The sequence below is a fragment of the Clostridium sp. OS1-26 genome (genome assembly GCF_030915445.1).
Taxonomy (GTDB): Bacteria; Bacillota; Clostridia; order Clostridiales; family Clostridiaceae; genus Clostridium_AM.
The window spans coordinates 5856367-5878538 of sequence record NZ_CP133264.1 but is presented as its reverse complement, the minus strand read 5'-3'; the positions used below and the strand labels follow the sequence as shown (position 1 = coordinate 5878538).

The 22172-nt window shown below is 29.7% G+C and carries 20 protein-coding genes, 1 tRNA gene, 2 pseudogenes and 1 other annotated feature; of the genes and pseudogenes, 19 read left to right on the top strand and 4 right to left on the bottom strand.

What is annotated here, in order from left to right:
- Nucleotides 1-18 precede the first annotated feature (18 nt).
- Together RCG18_RS28915 and RCG18_RS28910 are read left to right on the top strand one after the other, a co-directional pair.
- Nucleotides 19-93: transfer RNA gene (locus RCG18_RS28915), tRNA-Asn, on the top strand.
- Between the two features lie 252 nt (nt 94-345).
- Nucleotides 346-2061: a methyl-accepting chemotaxis protein gene (locus RCG18_RS28910; protein ID WP_308039410.1), complete on the top strand. Its 1716-nt coding sequence runs from the start codon at nt 346-348 to the stop codon at nt 2059-2061.
- A 102-nt stretch (nt 2062-2163) separates the two neighbouring features.
- On the opposite strand, the gene RCG18_RS28905 is transcribed toward RCG18_RS28910, so the two are convergent.
- The 3 genes from RCG18_RS28905 to RCG18_RS28895 form a co-directional block, all read right to left on the bottom strand.
- Nucleotides 2164-2604: a hypothetical protein gene (locus RCG18_RS28905; protein WP_308039409.1), complete on the bottom strand. Its 441-nt coding sequence runs from the start codon at nt 2602-2604 to the stop codon at nt 2164-2166.
- A gap of 131 nt (nt 2605-2735) precedes the next feature.
- Nucleotides 2736-3764, bottom strand: a complete 1029-nt coding sequence (locus RCG18_RS28900; protein WP_308042131.1) for a nucleotidyl transferase AbiEii/AbiGii toxin family protein — start codon at nt 3762-3764, stop codon at nt 2736-2738.
- Nucleotides 3758-3907, bottom strand: a complete 150-nt coding sequence (locus RCG18_RS28895) for a hypothetical protein (protein ID WP_308039408.1) — start codon at nt 3905-3907, stop codon at nt 3758-3760. Before RCG18_RS28895 ends, RCG18_RS28900 begins: the two co-directional genes overlap by 7 nt.
- Before the next feature lie 343 nt (nt 3908-4250).
- On the opposite strand from RCG18_RS28895, the gene RCG18_RS28890 reads away from it, so the two are divergent.
- The 3 genes from RCG18_RS28890 (at nt 4251) to RCG18_RS28880 (ending at nt 7210) form a co-directional block, all read left to right on the top strand.
- On the top strand, nt 4251-4946 hold the full coding sequence (locus RCG18_RS28890; protein WP_308039407.1) for a response regulator transcription factor: 696 nt from the start codon (nt 4251-4253) through the stop codon (nt 4944-4946).
- Nucleotides 4936-6459 carry a HAMP domain-containing sensor histidine kinase gene (locus RCG18_RS28885; RefSeq protein WP_308039406.1) on the top strand — a complete coding sequence of 508 codons (1524 nt, stop codon included), beginning with the start codon at nt 4936-4938 and terminating at the stop codon, nt 6457-6459. The genes RCG18_RS28890 and RCG18_RS28885 overlap by 11 nt, the downstream gene beginning before the upstream one ends.
- Nucleotides 6460-6601: 142 nt before the next feature.
- Nucleotides 6602-7210, top strand: coding sequence for a hypothetical protein (locus RCG18_RS28880; protein WP_308039405.1), 609 nt, complete (start codon nt 6602-6604; stop codon nt 7208-7210).
- Nucleotides 7211-7299: 89 nt separating this feature from the next.
- Here RCG18_RS28880 and RCG18_RS28875 read toward each other — a convergent pair whose 3' ends face one another.
- Nucleotides 7300-7590, bottom strand: a complete 291-nt coding sequence (locus RCG18_RS28875) for a hypothetical protein (protein ID WP_308039404.1) — start codon at nt 7588-7590, stop codon at nt 7300-7302.
- A 147-nt stretch (nt 7591-7737) separates the two neighbouring features.
- Here RCG18_RS28875 and RCG18_RS28870 point away from each other — a divergent pair, with 147 nt between their 5' ends.
- The 14 genes and pseudogenes from RCG18_RS28870 to RCG18_RS28805 all read left to right on the top strand — a co-directional run bounded on the left by RCG18_RS28870 (nt 7738) and on the right by RCG18_RS28805 (nt 21966).
- The gene (locus RCG18_RS28870; protein ID WP_308039403.1) at nt 7738-8643 is read left to right on the top strand and encodes an AEC family transporter; all 906 of its coding nucleotides are present in this window, start codon (nt 7738-7740) and stop codon (nt 8641-8643) included.
- Between the two features lie 63 nt (nt 8644-8706).
- Nucleotides 8707-9476: pseudogene (locus RCG18_RS28865) on the top strand (histidinol phosphate phosphatase).
- A 62-nt stretch (nt 9477-9538) separates the two neighbouring features.
- Nucleotides 9539-10039 carry a flavin reductase family protein gene (locus RCG18_RS28860; RefSeq protein WP_308039402.1) on the top strand — a complete coding sequence of 167 codons (501 nt, stop codon included), beginning with the start codon at nt 9539-9541 and terminating at the stop codon, nt 10037-10039.
- A 95-nt stretch (nt 10040-10134) separates the two neighbouring features.
- The gene (locus tag RCG18_RS28855; RefSeq protein ID WP_308039400.1) at nt 10135-11409 is read left to right on the top strand and encodes a replication-associated recombination protein A; all 1275 of its coding nucleotides are present in this window, start codon (nt 10135-10137) and stop codon (nt 11407-11409) included.
- Nucleotides 11410-11420: 11 nt separating this feature from the next.
- Entirely contained in the window at nt 11421-12206 is a 786-nt protein-coding gene (locus tag RCG18_RS28850; RefSeq protein WP_308039399.1) for a hypothetical protein, read from the top strand.
- A gap of 37 nt (nt 12207-12243) precedes the next feature.
- Entirely contained in the window at nt 12244-13389 is a 1146-nt protein-coding gene (locus RCG18_RS28845; RefSeq protein WP_308039398.1) for an ATP-binding protein, read from the top strand.
- 20 nt (nt 13390-13409) lie between these two features.
- Complete coding sequence (locus RCG18_RS28840; RefSeq protein WP_308039397.1) at nt 13410-14789, top strand: VWA-like domain-containing protein; 1380 nt, start codon at nt 13410-13412, stop codon at nt 14787-14789.
- Between the two features lie 109 nt (nt 14790-14898).
- Nucleotides 14899-15354 carry an Rrf2 family transcriptional regulator gene (locus tag RCG18_RS28835; protein ID WP_308039396.1) on the top strand — a complete coding sequence of 152 codons (456 nt, stop codon included), beginning with the start codon at nt 14899-14901 and terminating at the stop codon, nt 15352-15354.
- On the top strand, nt 15347-16534 hold the full coding sequence (nifS, locus tag RCG18_RS28830) for a cysteine desulfurase NifS (RefSeq protein ID WP_308039395.1): 1188 nt from the start codon (nt 15347-15349) through the stop codon (nt 16532-16534). Before RCG18_RS28835 ends, nifS begins: the two co-directional genes overlap by 8 nt.
- A gap of 23 nt (nt 16535-16557) precedes the next feature.
- Entirely contained in the window at nt 16558-16986 is a 429-nt protein-coding gene (nifU, locus tag RCG18_RS28825; protein WP_211143385.1) for a Fe-S cluster assembly scaffold protein NifU, read from the top strand.
- A 124-nt stretch (nt 16987-17110) separates the two neighbouring features.
- Entirely contained in the window at nt 17111-17635 is a 525-nt protein-coding gene (locus RCG18_RS28820; protein WP_308039394.1) for a PRC-barrel domain-containing protein, read from the top strand.
- Nucleotides 17604-18557 (top strand): AI-2E family transporter, encoded by a 954-nt coding sequence (locus RCG18_RS28815; RefSeq protein WP_308039393.1) that lies wholly within the window; start codon nt 17604-17606, stop codon nt 18555-18557. Before RCG18_RS28820 ends, RCG18_RS28815 begins: the two co-directional genes overlap by 32 nt.
- A gap of 185 nt (nt 18558-18742) precedes the next feature.
- Nucleotides 18743-18960 (top strand) — a binding site (T-box leader).
- A 53-nt stretch (nt 18961-19013) separates the two neighbouring features.
- Nucleotides 19014-21652, top strand: a pseudogene (gene alaS / locus RCG18_RS28810) (alanine--tRNA ligase).
- Nucleotides 21653-21714: 62 nt separating this feature from the next.
- Complete coding sequence (locus RCG18_RS28805) at nt 21715-21966, top strand: IreB family regulatory phosphoprotein (RefSeq protein WP_178907914.1); 252 nt, start codon at nt 21715-21717, stop codon at nt 21964-21966.
- Nucleotides 21967-22172: the final 206 nt, after the last annotated feature.

Sequence of the window (22172 nt, the reverse complement as noted above, 5' to 3'; positions counted from 1 at the left end):
GTTATTCTGAAAGGATATTCCGTGGTAGCTCAATGGTGGAGCATTCGGCTGTTAACCGAAGGGCTGGAGGTTCGAATCCTCTCCACGGAGCCATTTTTATTTTTTGAATATAATAAGAAGTTAACTAAGCTATGATATTATTAGTAGCTCGATTAACTTCTTTTTTATTTTAGCAATTAAATATGCTTAGCATATGAAAGAATAGCAATAAGATATACATATTATTTTTAATATGATAACAATTTGTAACACTTAGTGACTGAATACATAATTGGTGATATTATTATATTATTAATAGTTATGGAATAATAGGAATTATTTATATATGAGGAGGACTTGCAAAGTATGAAGAATAGGAAAAAGAAAACAACTATTAGAAGACAATGGATTAAGAGTATAATGCTTTTAGTAGCATCTATCTTTATTGTAATAGGAATAGGTAATTTTTTACTTATTAGTACCATTATAAAAGCAGCAGCCACAAGCATAGGTCCAGAATTATCAACAATTATATCTTATGAATTAGAAGGTAAAGATTTAAGTAGTCTTGCTACCAAAAAGGAAAAGAGTGAAATTTATATAAAATTAAATAACTCATTAACTGCATTTGTAAATGAAGGCAAAGAATTGGTTGACAATGTATACATAGTTAGTGATAGCTTAAATGGGAAGTGGTCATATGTCATTGATAAGTCAAAAGAACATAATGCAGCATTAGGCGATGAATTTTCAGATTCTGTAAAATTAGATAAAATCAAAAAAGCAGTAGAATCTAGTCGCCCTGAGGTACAGGATAGTACAGATCATTTATCTATATATGTGCCTGTAAAAGCTGAACAAAATACTAATGCAGTCATATGTATAGATATTAATGCTAAGCCTATTAATGAAGCAAAAGTAATTGTGAGTGGTTTTATAATAGTATTAATGCTCTTAGCTTTACTAATTGTTAGATTTATAGTAGGAAGAATGACAAAAAGACAAACACGTTCTATAACTATTCTAGTTAATAAAATGAAAGATATGGCAAATTTAGAGGGAGATTTAACGAAAAGAATTGATATAGAAAGTAATGATGAGATAGGGGATTTAGCTTCTTATACTAATAAAATGCTGGATACTATACAGGATATGCTAAAACAAGTGAAAATGGTATCTAACCATTTGAATTCTACTAATGAAGAATTTACACAGGAATTTATTAGCGCTACTGAGCATTTTGAAAGTATGAGCAATTCAACAGAAAATATATCCCAGAGAATTAAAGATCAAACTAATAATTTATCAGATACTTCCAATGCTATACGTCAGATAAATGATGCAGTAGTGCAAGTAGCAGAAAATTCACAGTTGGTAACGGAACAGGCTATAAACACTAGTCAAAATGCTAAAGAAGGAAATCAAGTAATAATACAACTTGAACATCATTCTAAAGATATTTCAACAGTAGTGGACGAAACATCAAATTTAGTTATGGGATTGGGAGGTAAATCTGAGCAAATCAATGGTATAGCGGATACTATAGCAGCAATAGCTTCACAAACTAATCTATTAGCTCTTAATGCTTCTATAGAGGCAGCCCGTGCTGGTGAACAAGGAAAAGGATTTGTTGTTGTTGCAGAAGAAGTTAGAAAGTTGGCTGAAGAGTCCTCTAAGTCCTCACAGGAAATTTTTGCATTGATTCAAGAAGTTAGAAAAGGTATAGATGATGCAGCAGTATCTATGAAACATGTGTCACAAAAAACTTTAGAGCAAAATAATTTTGTAGAAGATGCTGCTGGTAAGTTTAATGAAATAGTAAAATCCATTACTAATGTTTCTAATATGGTAGAAGAGGTTTCGTCAGCAGCAGAGGAAATGGCATCAAATATTACTATGATAACTAATCAGATTGAAAACCTCGCAGCCATATCCGAAGAGAATAGTGCTTCTACTGAAGAAATTGCAGCAGGTATAGAAAAACAAGTTAGCTCAGTTAATGTTTTAACTGATATGACTAAAAACTTAAATAGTATTTCTGAAGAGTTGATACAAAAGTTATCAAAGCTTAAATTAGAATAAAAATGAAAAAAGTATAGTTTACAATTATTTATTAAAAATAATTGTAAACTATACTTTTATGTTATTGAAATGAATAAGTTTTAATGAAGCTTTGGAGTTCTTTTATGTTTCTTTCTTTTGGATTATTACTTTGGAAAGAATTTTATAAGCGCAAGTATTAGTATCTTCCTTACTTTTTACTAATCTTCCTTGGATATCTATAAAAAGTGCCAAAACATCTTTTTCAATATCTAAAGAAGATTTTAAAAGACTGTTAATACTTAAATTATTAGGGAAAAATATTTTCTGATTAAACTCATTTATTAAAAATGATATTTTATCATATACAACAAAAGCTATTTCTTCACAATTAGTATTATTTCCTTCTGATTTTAATTGTTTGTAGTATTCAATAGTCCTATCTGTATTTTTTATAAAAACATTTACAAAAATATATAAAGAAGAGTTTCGTATTGTTTTAGCTGCTAATTCATTGTATAGCTTTTTTCTTTTTTCAGCTATAACAATAGCTTTATCCAACAAATCTACTACATTATAGGACATTTTGTCATCTCCTTGCGTCTATCTTATTAAATTTAAAGTATTATTTTTCACATATATTAAATGTTATTAATAGGTTATATTTACATTATCGTTAATATATTTTTATTCATTAGTATTTATATTTTTTGTTTTTATATCCAATTTGGTTTTAAGTTATCTAAAATATAATTTAAATAAATGAGTCTTAGGGGATTTCCAGTACCTTCTAAAATAAGGTTGGGATCATTTATCTTTATCTGATCCTTTAGGTCTTTCTTAAATGCACGTCTTTCTTTTTTCATTAAGGATGAAAAATATTCGTACTGCTCTATAACAGAATTTATTCCCTGTAATTTAGAATAATCTTTATCGTTAATATAAGTTCTTATTGAAGATACCCATATATAAAGATAAAGGCACATTACACTCCACATATCTACATTAAGCCTCTCTCTAACTTCCTTTTGCATTGTATTATCTTGAAATTTTTTAATTTGTAAAGGTAATTCTGAATGGTTTATTCTTAAACTAAAAGTTGCAATATCGTATAGTGTAAATAATATATCCTTTAAAAGTAAATCAACAGTTATATATTCACCTTTTTTCATTTCCAGCTCTATATTTAAACTATCCTTTATTCTATCAGATATTATTTTAAAGCTCTCTAAATCATTGTAGGTATTTATTAAACAATAAAGATCATAAATGTTCTTATATAAGGCTTCTAATTTAAAGTTCTCCAATCCAAGGGAATTAGACGCTAGGGTAATTAGTTTGTCACTAATTGTTGAATACTTATCTATAACAATAGGAACATAATTAAGCTTTAGCCCCAAAATTTCGTTATGTGTTAATTTAGTTTTATGAAGTTTACTTATATTTAGAAATAGAAAATCTATTTTTATTCCTGGATATTTAAATCTTTTCTTTGTTTTAAAAACAAAAGATATATCAAAAATAAAGGTCATCATAGGTATTATTCTATGCTTAGATTTTATATTTCTAGGTATATGTTCCCTATAACTGCTGTTAAGACCATTTCGAGTAAAGTCATCTTTGATTGACTTCATAACTTTTTGCAATTCTTTAGGCGATAAGTCTGTAGCACAATCTATATCATTGGTACATCTCTGCCAGCCAACCGGTAAGTGAAGCTGTGCGGCAGCGCCACCTTTTAAAATACATCTATTGTTAGTCCTTTTTGTATCTGATAAAATAACTCATAAATCCAATAATGCAGTTCTAGTGAATCTTTATTTAAAAAGCCAAAATACTTTGCTTTAGATTTAATATATCGACTTGTAAGGTTGCTTTTTTTCTTCAAGATTAATCCCTCCGTGAAAGGCAATATAAATAGTTAATATACTATAAATATTATTAGCTAATAGCAGAACTTATATCAATAATAATATTTCTTCAATTTGTAAAAATAAATGAGTTCTTAAGCTGTACAAATTTAAGAAAAGGTTAAGAATTGACATAATAAATAATTAAGATATAGGTTTTATAATTATAAGTATGCCGTTTAGAAGAATTTTCTAGGTATACATCTTTTTAATTACTATGTTATGATTAAGAGTGTTTAATATATAGTGAAGATAAAAACTTCAAATCTAGCAGTATTTATAGAAGTATTGCTGTAGGATAAGCTTGGGAAGGAGTTCATTATGGAAATAGAAACTATATTAGTTGTGGATGATGAAAAAGAAATTAGAGATTTAATAGGAATATATTTAGCGAATGAGGGCTATAAAGTAATAAAGGTTGCTAATGGATTAGAGGCATTAAATCATCTAGAAAAAGAAGAGATAGATCTAATAATACTAGATATTATGATGCCAAGTATGGATGGAATTGAAGCCTGTATAAAAATAAGAGAAAATAAAAACATGCCAATAATAATGCTTTCTGCTAAAAGTGAGGATATGGACAAAATTTTAGGTCTTACTACTGGAGCAGATGATTATATAACAAAACCTTTTAATCCGTTAGAGTTGATAGCCAGAGTAAAATCCCAACTTCGTCGATACAAAAAATTAAATGCTATACAAGAAAAAAATGAAGGTATAATTGAGGTAGATGATTTACTAATAAATATGAATACTCATGAAGTTAAGATATCAGATAAGGAAATAAAATTAACTCCAAGAGAATTTGACATACTCTGTCTTTTAGCTAAAAATAAAGGAATAGTTTTTAGTATAGAGAAAATTTATGAATCAGTATGGAATGAAGAGTTCTTTGAATCAGATAACACTGTGATGGTTCATATAAGAAAGATAAGAGAAAAAATAGAGGAAGAGCCCCGAAAACCTAGGTTTATAAAAACAGTTTGGGGGGTAGGGTATAAAATTGAAGGTTAGGTGTCCTAAATTTATAAAAAAATTATTTAGCCCATTTATAAAACTATATAATTTAGCTTTAGATAAAATAAGCAAAAGCATAAGATTAGAATTAATAGTAATATTTGCAGTATGCTTAGTAGCATCAATTATTGTAGGAAGTATTTCAAATGACACTTTTAAAAAAGGCAGCATGACTGCTAGGATAGATTATACTAAAGGTGTTAAAAGAATATCAGATAAGGCATTGAATATTGCAGATACTATTAAAAATAGAAATGTAAGTATTAATGATAAGGAAAATATAAATCAAATATTACAACAATCAAAGAATGGGGAAAATTACAAAATACTAATTTCTGATTTAGATGGAAAGGTTTTGTACAAATCAGACAATGCTAATGAGACGCAAATAGATATTTATGCGACTATAAAAAATACGATGGAAACAATGGGTAATAGGGAAATATCAGTTAGAAATAATGATGAAATAATAGATACAGGGAGAGAATATGTGAATTTCTACCCAATTAAATTTTCTGATGGAAAAGGATATTTAATGGTAAGCGGTATACCTAAAGGAGATATTGTATATCATTATGGAGATAATACCCCGTTACCAACAGTTATAGTTTCTCTTGCAGTCTTCTTTTTTACGTTTTATTTTTTAACTAAGAAAAAAATGAAATATATAGAGTTAGTATCTTCTGGTCTTTTTGAAATATCTAAAGGCAATCTAGACTATAGAATAGAAAAACTAGGTTCAGATGAAATTGCACTATTGGCAGACAATATAAATTTTATGGCGGAAGAGCTAAAAAATAAAATAGAAGATGAAAGAAAAGCAGAAAGAATGAAAAGTGAGTTAATAACCAATGTTTCTCATGATTTAAGAACTCCACTAACATCTATTAAGGGATACTTAGGACTTATTAAAGAAAAAAAATATAATGAGAAAGAACAGTTAGAACAATATGTAAATATAGCATACAATAAGTCAGAGAAGCTTGAAGTATTAATTAACGATTTATTTGAATACACCAAGCTAACTAATAATGGCGTGAAATTGGATAAGCAAGCTATAGTGCTTGATGGACTGCTTGATCAACTAGTAGAAGAACTGGTGCCTATATTTGAAGAAAATAAAGTAGTAGTATCTAAAGCATTTTTATTGGAAAAGGTTATAGTAGAAGTAGACCCTGGGAAAACCGCTAGAATATTTGAAAATTTATTTATAAATGCTGCAAGATACTCAATAAAACCCGGGATTATAAAAGTTGTATTGACAAAAGATAATGATTACGTAATTGTGTCTATTCAAAATAAATGTGAAGAAATGAATAAAGAAGAATTAGAAAAAATATTTGATAGATTTTATAGATTAGAAAAATCTAGAGCGTCGGAAACGGGTGGAAGTGGTTTAGGATTGGCTATTGCTAGAAGTATAGTTGAACTTCAAGGTGGAACCATTGAAGCTAAATACAGTGACAAAAATATAAGCTTTGACGTGAAGCTTAAAATTTATAAAGGTTAAAGCTAATGCTTTAGCCTTTATTTATGATTCCAAAATGCTAGATATTCAATTCACAAATTCATAGGATTTTAATGTAAAAAATATGTTATAATTGAAATATAATGATATAAATTAAACAAACTAATGACTAGGGGGATTGAGTATGGAAATAAATGAGAATAACAAACAGGAAATTATTTCGGGAATGGTTGAGGCATCAGCAAGACCGATACTGGAAGCCAAAAGTTATTGGTACCAAAGTATTTATAATATCTTAAGAAGTAAAAAGGAAAATATAGAAAGTGATATTGATTATATAGCTTTGTTAAAGGCTGATATTATTTATCTTAAAAAATTGTGGAATAAAGAATTAGATGTAATATTTCAGTGGGGGCAAAACGGCAAGATACCTGAATCAGATAAAATTAATGAAATTATTCTGCAAATAGAAAATGACTCTGAAACAGAAGTTAAAGATGGAAAAATTGTATTCAAAAATGGCAAAAATTTAGATAAAGTTGATTTAGAATTTATTGAAAGATATAATATTATTCAAGATTTAAATGCAAGAGCAAGTGCTTTGCATGAAGATTACATATATCTTAAGATTAGAGACTATATAACGTTAAATGTATATCAATTTCTTTCAGAGAATAAAAATATTGCTGAAGGATTATTTAGAAATAGTCCTAAAGAAACCACACAGAGAATTGCAGACTTAGCTTCTAATTATGCGGATATGTGTATGTATAATGCTATAGAAAATGAGTAAAAAATATTAAGCTTTAGTTGAAATAAAAGTTTTAACTGAAGCTTAATATTTTTTAAGGAAATTGGATAAACAAATAATTCCTATATTTATTATAGTATTTCTAGTTCATTAAAAGTATCATATTTAATTTTTGTATCTTCTCCGAAATCATTTGTTATTAATGATGTTTCATTAGAAATAGATATATTGGCAATAGTATCAGAGTTTTTATATATGGATAGATAATCGGTATTTTGTAAAATTTCATCAAAATCTACATTATATTTTTTTAGTATACTTCCTGCAATTCTTTGAGTACTTTCTTTTCCGCTTTCTATTTTTGCATTTTTTAAATCATTGAATACAGCATCTTTAACATCTTTCAAGTTGTTTTTCTTCATTTATTATACCTCCAAAATAAACTAGTTTCACTATTTATATATATTTACATAATGATGTTTTAATATGTAAAATTGAGAAAGAAGTTCTTTATTTTTTCTGCATAAAAGTGTAAAATTTTAATGGAGTACAATTTTGGAGGATAAGATTTGAAAAATAATATAATTAATCAAGTAATAATTTTGTCACTTATTATGGTAGTAGGAGTATATGCAAGAAAAAAAGATATTTTATCTAAGGAAGCTAGTAAGAGTTTTTCCAACTTTCTTACTAATATAACTCTACCTTGTTTACTTATTTCCTCTTTTAACTATAGTTATTCTCAAGATATGATTGCAAAGGCGAGAATAATGTTTGCTTATTCAGTAATTATTCATATAATATTGATTTTTGCAAGTAGGGTTTTAACTTTTAAATATCCCGAGAATTCAAAGAAGGTCTTAAGATTTGCAACTATATTTTCTAACTGTGGATTTATGGGGTACCCTGTTTTAGAAAGCTTATTTGGGAAAATAGGAATTTTTTATGGTGCAATTTTTAATATACCTTTCAACATTTTTATGTTTAGTGTTGGAGTTATGATTTATACAGGAAAGAAGGATTTAAAAACGCTAAAGGAAGTAATTGTAAACCCAGGCATAATTGCTACTATTTTAGGAATTATAATATTTAGTTTTTCCATTAAGCTGCCTTACCCATTATTTACAGCTATGAGTATTGTAGGCTCTATGACAACACCTTTATCGATGATTATTGTAGGGTCTATGTTATCAGAAATTAGATTAAAGGATATTTTTTCAGGTACTTTAGTCTATTATGCATCCTTTTTAAGACTTATAGCAGTGCCATTTCTTACTTTAGGTATTTTAAAATTATTAAATGCAGATAAATTATTAATGCAAATAGCTGTAATAATTGAAGCTATGCCAGCGGCAGTATTAGCCTCAGTTCTAGCTGAAAAATATGGCGCAGATACTGCTCTAGCTTCTAGAAGTGTATTTATATCTACAATAATATCAATGATCACTATACCTTTTGTAGTCATGTTTTTGTAAGCAAGCATAAATAGAATGAATTGTAAATATATTTTAATGTATTATTAGATGGGGGGAAAAGCAATGTTTGATACTCATGTACATACCAAAATTTCTACAGATTCGAAAATGGAAATAGAAGATGCTATAAAATCTGCAAGAAATCAAAATATATCATTAATAATAACAGAGCATATGGATTTGAAATTTCCAAAGGAAGGTTTATTCTCCTTTAATGTAGAGGATTACTTTAATGAATATTCTAAGTATAGAGGAGACGATCTTTTATTGGGTGTTGAAATTGGCATGAAAAGTGATTGCATAGAAGAAAGTAGAGAACTTGTAAAAGATCATCCCTTTGACTATGTTATAGGTTCAATTCACCTAGTAGGTAATAATGATATTTATTATAGTGACTTTTATAATGGTAAAAGCAAAAAGAAGCATATGAAGAGTATCTTAGCTACATGTTAAAATGCATAAAAGAATATGATTTTATTGATAGTATGGGGCATATTGATTATATTTCAAGATATTCTAAGTTTGAAGATAAAGAAATATACTATCATGATTTTTCAGATATTATCCATGAAATATTAAGGACCTTAATTGACCAGGATAAATGTATTGAACTAAATACAAGAAGGCTTAATGATGAGAATGCAATAAAGAACCTCATAGAAATATATAACAGGTTCAGAGAGCTAGGGGGCAAAAATGTAACAATAGGATCTGATTCACATGCACCTACAGCTATTGGCAGTAATTTTAGCATTGCCAGGGAAATAGTTCAGCTATGTGGTTTAAAAGCAGTACATTTTAAAGAAAGAAGAATGGAATATGAAAATATATAATAAAGTTAATACTAAAGTGTATACTAAATTATATAGTTAATATAAATAGGAGGATTACACAAATGAATTTTACATCAAATTTAGAAAAATCTATGGAGAACCTACATAAAAAAGGAGCATTTTTAACATGCAAGGCAGATAATGAAGTAAATACCATGACTATAAGCTGGGGAAGTATTGGATTTATTTGGCATAAGTCAATATTCACAGTGCTTGTAAGAAAGTCAAGACATACTCATGAGCTTATTGAAAAGTGCGGAGAATTTACTGTTAGCGTGCCTTTTGATGATAAAATGAAAAATGCATTAGCAATCTGTGGATCAAAATCAGGAAGAGAAATAAATAAAATTAAAGAATGCAACTTAGCATTAAAGGATGGGAAAAATATTTCTATTCCAGTAATAAAAGGATGTGGTATTCACTATGAATGTAAAGTGGTATTTAAGCAAGACATGTGTCCTAATCTTTTAGATGAGAGTATTGATAAAGCTTCTTATGGAGCAAAAGATTACCATACTGTATACTATGGAGAAATAGTGAATTGTTACTTAGATGAAGAATAAATATTGCGCCTCTCGCTCGATGTGAGAGGTTTTACTTTTTTAAAAAAATGATGTAAAATATTAATTAATAATAATTATTAAAAAGGAGCGGTTATATGAAGCCGTTAGCGGATAAAATAAGACCTAGTTGTATTGAGGAAGTAGTTGGTCAGCAGCATTTAATAGGAAAAGGGAAGATACTTAACAGAATTATTGAAACGAAACAGATACCAAATATGATTTTTTATGGACCACCTGGAGTTGGAAAAACCACCATTGCAAATATTATTGCAGGAGCAACGAATAAAAGATTTTATAAGCTTAATGCGACTAATGCTTCTGTTAGCGATATAAAAAAAATCATTGATGAGTTAGATAATTTAATGTCAATAAATGGAGTATTACTATATTTAGATGAAATTCAGAATTTCAATAAAAAACAACAACAATCTTTATTAGAGTATACAGAAAATGGTCAGATAACTCTTATAGCTAGTACTACAGAAAATCCATATTTTTACGTATATAATGCTTTGCTCAGCAGATCCTCTGTATTTGAATTTAAACCTTTAAGCACAGAGGATATTGTTAAATCCTTACTTAGAGCCGTTAAAACTGTTGAAGCCGAACTAAAAAATACAAAAATTATTTGTGATAGAAGCATATTGGAGTTTTTTGCAGAAAACAGCGGAGGGGATTTAAGAAAATCCATTAATAATTTACAATTAACACTTTACACTGCTTCCAGAAATAGTAATGGCGACATTGAAATTACATTAGAAATTGCAAAAGAGTGTTCAGGAAAAAAAGCCTTAAATTATGATAAATTAGGTGATAATCATTACGATGTATTAAGTGCTTTTCAGAAGTCCATTAGAGGAAGCGACCCTGATGGGGCAATTCATTATTTGGCAAGACTTGTGAAAGCAGGGGATTTAATATCAATATGCAGGAGGCTAATGGTAATTGCTTCTGAAGATATAGGTTTAGCATATCCAAATGCCATATCTATAGTCAAATCCTGTGTTGATTCAGCTATGCAGTTAGGATTTCCTGAAGCTAGAATTCCACTGGCGGATGCTGTAATACTACTTGCTACATCTCCTAAATCTAATTCAGCAATAAATGCTATAGATAAAGCCTTAAAGGATTTAGAAAATGTTAATGTAGGAGAGGTACCAGAACACTTAAAAGATGCACACTATGAAGGTGCACAAAAGTTAAATAGAGGTACAGAATATAAGTATCCTCACAATTATAAAAATCATTATGTAAAACAACAATATTTGCCAAATGATATAAAAGATGCTGTGTACTACATAGCAGGTGATAATAAGATGGAAAACTCAGCTAAAGCATATATGAGTTTTATAAGAGACGTAAACAAATAGAGGTGAGCATTATGGATAGCAATAAAAAAAATATATTAGATATTCTCTCTAAAAATCCCTATTATATTAAGTCGATTCAAGACCCTACAGAGGAAATGCAGCTTATGGCAGTGAAAGAAAACGGTATGCTTCTTGGATATATAAAAAATCCTACAGAAAAGGTACAATGGGAGGCATTAAAGTCTAATAAATGGGCAATCGAGTATATTGAGAATCCAACAGAGGATATGTGTTTATATACTGTAGAACAGGCGTGGAATTCACTTAAGCATATTAAAAATCCGAATGAGAAGCTCATAAGAAAGGCTATAGAGCAAAAAGGATGGGCGATTCAATTTTACAAGAATCCTTCTAAGGAACTTCAACTTTTAGCTGTTGATAAGGATTGGGACTCGATAAAGTATATAGATGATCCAGCAGAAGAAGCTAATCTATTGGCAATAAAAAAGGAATGGAATGCTATAAAATATATTAAAAGCCCATCCATTGAGGTTCAAATTGAAGCTATTACTCAAAATGAAGAAGCAGTAAGATATATTGACAATATTACAGAAGATATGTGGCTTCGTTTTATTAGTCATAATGTAAAGGTAATAAAATATGTAGATGGTAGTGTGAATGCAGAGAAAATTAAGAAAGTCTTAAAAGAAAAACTTTCTGATGAAAATATAGATAAAGAATATGTCTTAGATTTTATAAAAGAGGATGCTTTAAATATTGATAAAATTAAATTTGCATATAAATATGGCAGCATGAATACTAAAAAGATTATATTAGATTATAAGCTTTCTATATAGAACTTTATAATAAAACTGATGTAAGGAGATGACGTATATGAATTTTACAGATGCTATGTTAACAACAGACTTAGTAATAAAAAGTGGAGCAGTGCCACTTATTATAGGAGAAAGTGGTATAGGAAAAACTGCACTTATAAAAAGATTGGCGCAAAAGGAAGGATATCATCATATTACAATAGATGCAAATATACTTAAAGAAGGTGAAATTGGAGGATTACCAACGGTTCAGGAGTACACAGTTGAAGTTAACGGAAGGGAAGTTACAAGAAGAAAAACAGTATATGCAATTCATACAAAATTGCTAGAAATAGATGAAATTTTTAAAAAAGAGCCAAGTAAAAATATAATATTATTTATTGACGAAATTAATAGATGTGAGCATAGTGTACAGCAAGAACTTATGAATATAATTTTAAATAGAGAAATAAATGGATATTTAATGCCTGACAATGTAAAAGTTATAGCAGCTATGAATCCCTCTAGTAAATATGATGCTTTTTCAGAAAGTAATTATCAAGTAGTTGATATGGACTCTGCTCAGGAAGATAGATTTGTATGGATTGAATTGGACGCAGATGTTAAGGAATGGTTAAGATGGGGAATGGAAAAAAACAACCTAAATGGAGAAGAAAATATTCATCAACGTATAGTGGAGTTTATTGCCAGCTTTCCGGAGTATTTACATACTCCATATTCCCAAGAGAGTATTAAAGCTACTCCAAGAAGCTGGGAGAGAATATCAAATGCATACAAGGTTTATTTAAGAAGTGAAGGAAAGGTACCTTCAAAAATTTTATTTAACGTGGTTAAAGGCAATGTAGGTCCAAGCGTTGCACAAGATTTTTACAATTATTTAGAGAACTATACTAATTCATTAATTACACCAGAAGAAATATTCTTAGAAGAAGAAATAAAAGAAGAATTAGTGGAGAAGGCCAACAAAGAAAGTCACTCTAGACTATATTTAACAGCTAAAAATGCTTTAGCATATTTAAGCAATTTAGAGGTCAGAGAAAGGGAAATTAAATTATTTTCAAAATTTCTTCAGCTATATCCAATGGATTTAAAAATGGGAATTATGAAAGAAATAAAGTGGAATTATGAAAATAGCCTTTATGTTGAATTCTTAAATGAAGAAGCTTTTGTGGAAGGTTATTTTTCGATGTATGATCAGATTTAATTTTAGAGAGGAAGGAGAAAATGAGCGAAAACAATAAATTTGATAAATTAAGAATAGATTTATTTAATGAAGTGATGCAGTGGGAAGGTCCTGAGAGTATGACAGATGAATTTAGGGCGAATTTTTTCAAGTTAATAGAAATATGTACATTTTCTATGATGGAAGAAGAAGATAACTTTTTTGCACTATTTACTATGCAGATGAAAAGGGAAATTAGATTGGATTTGCCGACAGCGGTAGGTAATGCGGCATCTATGTCTTATTTTACAATATATTTTAATCCTTACATTTTTCTTCAATGTTCTTTAAAAGAGATGAAAGCTTTGTTAAAACATGAAGTTTATCATATTATGTATAATCATTTAAAAAGAGCAAAAAATTTAAAGGAAAAATACTGCTCTACTGCAATAAATAGTGCAATGGATATTTCAATTAATCAATATATAAACCATATGCCTGCTTGGTCAGATAACATAAAGAATGTAGCTCTAAGCTATAATATAGATTTGCCAAGAGATTTACCTTTTGAGGAATATGCAAGACTCATTCAAGAGGGTATTGATAAACTTAAATCGTCCAAAGGATTAGAAATTTTGGAGAATAAGGACAGCAAAGAACTAGATTTTATGAAAAAGTCCCATGATTCTGCACATGCTCATGACTTATGGGAGAGTTCAGAAGAGCCTTTTAATTTTGAGCAGATAAAAGATCTAATAAAAAAGACTGCAGACAATGCAGCAAAGGGTAAGATTCCTTCTGCATTTGAAAAAATTATAGATGGACTAAATATTAAGCCTGAAATTTCATGGCAGAATTATTTGAAAAGAGCTATAGGAACTAATCCGTCCGGTTATAAAAAGACTATAACAAGAAAAGATAGACGACAACCTGAAAGGTTTGATTTACGTGGAAAGCTTTCAAAATATACTGCTCAAATTGTTGTCGCTATTGATATAAGTGGAAGTATAACAGATAAAGAAATAGATCAAATTATGAAAGAAATTTTTGGAATAATAAAAATTCATACTTCTGAAATAACTATAATAGAATGTGATAATCAAATAAGAAGAGTATATAAAGTAAAAAGCAAAAAAGATGTAAAGAAAAAGCTAGACACTAGAGGAGGTACTGCATTTTCGCCTGTAATTGAATATATGAACAAGCACAGAATGGCAAATCATTTTCTAATTTATTTCACCGATGGATTAGGTGAAGTAAAATTAAGTTGTATCCCAGTAAACTATAAAATTTTATGGGTACTTACAGGAAAAGAAGGAAGTCTTTCGCTAGAAAAAAGTTATGGTGTGGTTAAAAAGCTCTCAGGAGCTAAGGTAGAAAAAGCAGATTCTAGCTATGCTAAAGACACTATGAAGGAACTTTTGATGGAATGGGCAAAATAACATTGAGTATTACAAGTTTTTCTATATTTATTGTTGACAATTTTACTCGGCTTTGTTATTATAAAAATGAAAGCATAGTAAAACACTCAACATTGAAGGGAGTGGTTAAGTGAAACTATCAACTAAAGGTAGATATGGTGTAAAAGCTATGGTTGACTTGGCTATTCATTTCGGTGAGGAACCATCATCCATAAAAAGTATATCGGAAAGACAGAATATTTCGGAATATTATCTTGAGCAGCTGTTCTCTCCACTTAGAAAGGCAAATCTAATAAAAAGTATAAGAGGTGCTCAAGGCGGATACATATTGAGCAGAGCTCCCAAGGATACAAAAATATCCGATATCATGAGAGTACTAGAAGGCCCTATCGAAATATCAGACTGTATAGATGGGAATAGTGAGAATTCCTGCAGTAATATAGAATGTTGTGCTACTAGACTTTTATGGTCAAGAATAAAAGAGAGTATTGATACCGTTATGGAGTCTACAACACTCCAAGATATGGTAGACGATTATAATAAAATGAAATCAAATAGAGTGAAAGGGGATAAAATCAATGAATAATAAAAAAGTTTACATGGACTATTCAGCTACTACTTATACAAAACCAGAAGTATTAGAGGAAATGATTCCTTATTTTACAGAACATTTCGGAAATCCATCCTCATTATACTCAATGTCAGATGTTCCTAGAAAAGCAGTTAACACTGCAAGAGAAAGAGTAGCTAAAGCTATAAATGCAGAAAAGGATGAAATATTCTTTACAGCAGGTGGATCAGAAAGTGATAACTGGATATTAAAAGGTATAGCACTTGCTCATAAAAATAAAGGCAATCACATCATAACAACTAAAATTGAGCATCATGCTATATTACATGCTTGCAAGTTTCTTGAAAAAAATGGATTTGAAGTAACATATCTTCCAGTAGATGAATATGGAATAATAAGTTTAGAGGATTTAAAAAACGCTATTACAGATAAAACAATACTTGTATCAATAATGTTTGCAAATAACGAAATAGGTTCTATTCAGCCAATAGCTGAGATAGGAAAGCTATGCAAAGAGAAGAAGGTTTTCTTCCATACAGATGCAGTTCAAGCTTTAGGCCACGTTGTAATAGATGTAAAGGAAATGAATATAGACGCACTTTCAATGGCTGGACATAAATTCTATGGACCAAAAGGTGTAGGTGCAATGTACTTAAGAAAAGGAATAAAAATTGAAAACCTAATTCATGGCGGCGGACAAGAAAAAGGTAAGAGAGCTTCTACAGAAAATGTTCCAGGAATAGTTGGGCTTGGAAAAGCTGTTGAACTTGCTGTAGAAGAATTAGAAACAGAATCTAATAGATTAAGAGCTCTTAGAGATAGACTTCTAAATGGATTGGTTGAAAGAGTACCTCATGTTAAAATAAATGGACCTATAGGCGAAAACAGGATGCCTGGAAACGTTAACTTAAGCTTTATAGGAATAGAAGGAGAAACTTTACTTCTAGATTTAAATGATGAAGGAATATTTGCTTCAACAGGAAGCGCCTGTGCATCAGGATCACTAGATCCTTCACATGTACTTTTATCTATAGGTTTATCTCATGGCGTAGCACATGGTTCATTAAGATTAAGTCTTGGAGCAGGAACCACTGATGAAGAAGTTGAATATGCACTAGAAGTAATTCCAAGAATAGTTAAGAGAAGAAGAGAGATGTCACCATTCTGGGAAGATTTTATAAAAAATCAAAAGTAATAATTCGGAGGTAAATAATTATGATGTATAGTGAAAAGGTTATGGAACATTTTAGAAATCCTAGAAACGTTGGTGAAATTGAAGATGCGAACGGAGTAGGGGAAGTTGGAAACCCACAATGTGGAGATATAATGAAAATTTATATAAAAGTAGAAGATAATATAATAAAAGATGTAAAATTTAAGACTTTTGGATGTGGATCAGCTATAGCTTCATCAAGTATGGCTACAGAACTCATAAAGGGAAAAACTGTAGAAGATGCATGGAATTTAACTAACAAGGCTGTTGCAGAAGCATTAGACGGACTTCCACCTGTTAAGATGCACTGCTCAGTGTTAGCAGAGGAAGCTATCCACAAAGCAATAAACAATTATAGAGAGTCAGTAGGATTAGAGCCTTGGGAAATGAAAACTCATTCAGAACATATTCATGACCACGTACACGGAGAATAAAAATAAAGTCATTAGCTATTGCTAATGGCTTTATTTTTTAATAGTTATATTTCTTAGTATTATTGGAAAACATACTAAAAGATAAAGTGAAACTTGCTTTATTTATATATCATGAGGTGATAGTATGTATAGAACAAGAGATTTTATGCTTATGGATGTGATAAGTGTAAATGGCAAGAAACTCGGATTTATCAATGATATATTAATAGATTTTAATAAAAAAAAAGTAGTTGGATTTAATATATCATCTACTAGTTTGTTAAGGAAAAATTTAAATGTTATGACTGAATGCATAGTAGGTTTTAATTCAGTTATGGTTACTACTGAAACATTTAAAGGAAAATTTCTAGAATTTAAAGATATTAAAGGAATGGATGTTAAAGACAGAAGAGGCAATATAATAGGAATGATTGAAGATATTTTATTCGATGAAGATTCTTTTATCATAGGAGCAGTGATAATATCTACAGGTTTTATTACAAATTTTATATCAGGCAAAAAAATAATATTAATAAATAATTTAATGCTAGGAGAAAAAAATATGCTTTATAACGAAAGAAACGCAAACCTCAATTTTACAAGTTTACCGCATAAATTGTTTATGGAAGATGATGTAAATGAAAAAAATAGAAAGAAAGATACTCTTTAAATACATAATACTCCTTGTAGGTATACTGCTGATAATATTTCTATGTCTTAAAAACTCCATTATTAGGGAGGTTCTATATTTACTATTTATATCCTTTGTAATTGCATATACTGTAAGGCCATTGCAAAAAAAGATGCAGCAATATGGAATGAGCAGGAGAACAGCAGCATTGGCATTGATATGCGTACTAATACTAACAGTTATAGCTGCAGTTACATTATTAATACCATCAATATTTAAGGAAAGTTTAAATATAAATACAACCTTTGATAATATTCAAAGACTTGTAGATAAATTCTATTCTAAACTAAAACCCTTAAGTAACAATAAAACGATGTATATTGTAATTGACAAGTTACATAATAGGATAAACAATCAGACAATAGGATTTTTTACAAACATATTTGAATCTGCACTAAACATCGGTCAAAATATTGTTACTATAGCTGTAGTACCTATAATATCATACTATTTTTTATCAGATGGTCACAGTATAGGAAATAAGATATTAAATTTTTTTCCGATTAAAAGTAGGACTATGGTAAGAAAGATAGGCTGTGATATAGACAAAATACTTGGAAGATATATTGTAAGTCAGTTACTTTTATGTTTACTTATTGGAATAGCAACCTTCATAATTCTTATTTTTTTAAAAGTAGATTTCCCAGTGATTTTATCCATATTAAACGCATTTTTTAATATAGTTCCATATTTTGGACCAATATTTGGAGCAATTCCTGCAATATTTATAGCCTTAGTAGATTCTCCGGAAAAAGCGATATATACATGTATATGGTTATATCTTCTGCAGCAGATTGAAGGAAATATAATTTCTCCGAAAATAACTGGTGATAGTATTAGTATGCATCCTTTAGTAGTAATATTACTACTGATAATGGGGGAAAGGCTGCGGGTTTTTTAGGAATGATACTGGCAATTCCAATTGGAGTTATAATAAAAATAGTATACGAAGATCTAAACTACTATCTATTTTAGAATTTTTGTAAAAGTATTAAATATATTTTAGTTTTTCTTTTTGAATTTAACTATAAAAACAAATATTGACACGGATTATATTTTTATTTATAATTTGTATCATAATTAGATATTAAGACAATGATTGGAAGGAGTAAATATACTCTGTTACACAAAGAGAGGAAGTGCTTGGTGAAAACTTCTTGTAACATATATTGAAGCAGTCCAGGAGTCATATTACTTAAAGAGATCAAGCTTATACGGGAAATAAGTATTTATTAGAATAAATCATAAATACTATGAAAGCTGAGAATTAGGGTGGTACCACGGAATGAACTTTCGTCCCTTACGGGATGAGGGTTTTTTTTATTAAATAAATTTAAATTACAAAGGAGAGATGACAATGGAAAAGTTAGGCTTAAATCAAATCAGAGAGATGTATTTAAGTTTTTTGAAAGTAAAGGTCATTTGAGACTGCCAAGTTATTCACTTATACCTAAAAATGATAAGAGCTTACTCTTAATAAATGCAGGTATGGCACCTTTAAAGCCATATTTTACAGGTATGCAGACTCCACCAAAAACTAGAATTACTACTTCTCAAAAATGTATAAGAACTGGAGACATAGAAAATGTAGGAAAAACTTCTAGACACGGAACCTTCTTTGAGATGCTTGGAAACTTCTCATTTGGAGATTATTTTAAGGAAGAGATTATTCCATGGGCGTGGGAATTTACAACAGAAGTTTTAAAGCTTCCTAAAGATAAATTGTACGTAACTATTTATTTAGATGATGATGAGTCTTTTGACATATGGACTAATAAAACAGATATTGATCCTTCAAGAATATTTAGGTTAGGAAAAGATGATAACTTTTGGGAGTTAGGTGTTGGACCTTGTGGACCTTGTTCAGAAATACACTTTGACAGAGGAGAAGGAAAATTAAATAGTGCAGAGGAATTTGTTAAAGCCTCAGATGAAGATAGGGTAATTGAGTTTTGGAATCTTGTATTTACACAGTTTGATAAGGATGAAGCGGGAAATTATAATAGACTTGCAAATCCTAATATAGATACAGGAATGGGACTAGAGAGAATTGCTGTAATAATGCAAGGTAAAAATAACATATTTGAAGTTGATACTTTGAGATCAATACTTGATGAAATAAGTAAAATGGCGGATGTAGAATACGGCAAAGATGAAAAAACTGATATTTCAATGAGAGTTATGACTGACCATATTAGAAGTGTAACCTTTATGACTAGTGATGGAATTTTACCATCTAATGAAGGAAGAGGGTATGTTCTTAGAAGGCTTTTAAGAAGAGCTGCAAAACACGGAAAATCCTTAGGAATAAATGAAGGATTTTTGTATAAGCTAACAGATGTAGTTATAGATAGTTCAAGTGGAAACTATCCAGAACTTAAAGAAAAAAGAGATTATATTAAGAAGGTCATAAAATTAGAGGAAGAAAGATTCGATGAAACTATAGATAGTGGAATGCACATAGTAAATGAATATATAGAAGATCTTCAAAATAATAGTGCATTTGTACTATCTGGAGAAAGAGCTTTTAAATTATATGACACTTATGGTTTCCCAATAGAGCTTACTCAAGAAATACTTGAAGAAAAAGGTATGACAGTAGATTTAGATGGTTTTAATAAAGAAATGCAAAATCAGAGGGAAAGAGCAAGAGCGGCTAGAGAAGAAACTAACTATATGGGTGCTAAAGACACAATATTAAACAAAATTCCTTTAGACATAGAAACTGAATTTAATGGCTATAATACTCTAGAATTAAATTCAAAGGTAAAAATTTTAATAAAGGGAGAGGAATTTGTAAATCAGCTTTGTGAAGGTGAAAAAGGCATTATAATCACTGAAGAAACTCCTTTTTATGCAGAAATGGGAGGTCAAGTAGGTGATAAAGGAATAATGTTTGCAGGATCCTTTAAAGCAGAAGTTTTAGACTGTAAAAAGAATGTCGCTGGAAAAGTATTGCATTTTATTAAAGTAGTTTCAGGAAACATCAGTTTAGATGAAGAAACTACACTAAGTGTAAATGAAGAAAGAAGAAACAATATAAGAAGAAACCATACAGCTACTCATATTCTAAATGAAGCATTAAGAAAAGTCTTAGGAGAGCATGTGCATCAATCAGGTTCATATGTTGATGATGAGAGACTAAGATTTGATTTTAATCACTTTGAGGCTGCAAGTGTTGAGGAACTTAAAAAGATAGAAAATCTAGTAAATGAAAATATTATGAAAGTCCTAAATGTTGAAACTCAAGTTATGACTTTAGAAGAAGCTAGAGAAAGTGGAGCAATTGCATTATTTGATGGAAAATATAAAGATGAAGTAAGAGTAGTTGTAGTGGGGAATTTTAGCAAGGAATTGTGTGGAGGAACTCACGTAGGAAACTCGGGAGAAATCGGTCTATTTAAAATAGTATCAGAAGCTGGTGTTGCGGCTGGAATAAGAAGAATTGAGGCAGTTACAGGGCCTACAGCTCTTGCACTTGTTGAAGAAAAAAATAATCTTTTGAAAGAAATTGCAAATAGATTAAAGTGTGGAGAAAAAGAAGTTTTGCATAGATTAGATGTACAATTTGCTGAGCTAAAAGAAAAAGAAAGAGAAATCGAAGAGTTAAAGGCTAAACTTGCAAGCGGTTCAGAAGATGAAATATTAAATAATTTTAAGGAAATAAATGGAGTTAGGCTTCTTACAGGAACGCTTAGAGATATTGATGGCAATGCTCTTAGAGAACTTGCAGATAAAATTAGAAGTAAAGCAGGAGAGTGCGTTGTAGTTCTTGGAAGTGTAGCTGAGGGAAAAGCTCAATTTGTAGCGATGGCATCTAAAGCTGCAATTGAAAAGGGTGTTCATTGCGGAAAAATTATAAAAGAAGTTGCATCTATCGCTGGAGGAGGCGGTGGTGGAAGACCAGATATGGCGCAGGCAGGTGGAAAGCTTCCAGAAAAGTTAGATGAAGCTATAGGAAGCTGTGCTTCAATTGTGGAAAAACTGGTTAAATAGTATACATTTTTATAAATATGGGCTATAATATAGTTAATAGATATTGTTAGCGGGGTGAGAAAATGGGAAACGATAATACTATTCAGTTTGATATTTCTAAAAATAAAAAGGATTTGACTAAGGAGATATTAACTGAAATTTACGATTCACTAATTAAAAAAGGTTATAATCCCGTGAATCAGCTTGTAGGCTACTTAATTTCTGGTGATCCAACATATATTACAAATTATAATGGTGCAAGATCACTAGTAAGAAAGCTTGAAAGAGACGAAATATTAGAAGAGGTTTTAAAAGCGTATTTAGGGATAAAGTAAGGCTTTATGATGGTCCATTGCTCCTCTGACTGAAGGAAGAGGAGTTTCATTTTACTTTATATGAAAATTTAACGTCACTCATACAGAGGTTACAGTTTTCGTGTTTAAGTGATAAGCTAGTAGTGGATTAATGAAGTTTGAGTGTCGGGTAAAATAAAAATGCCCTTATGGGCATTTTTATTTTAAATTTGAACATAATAATTAGG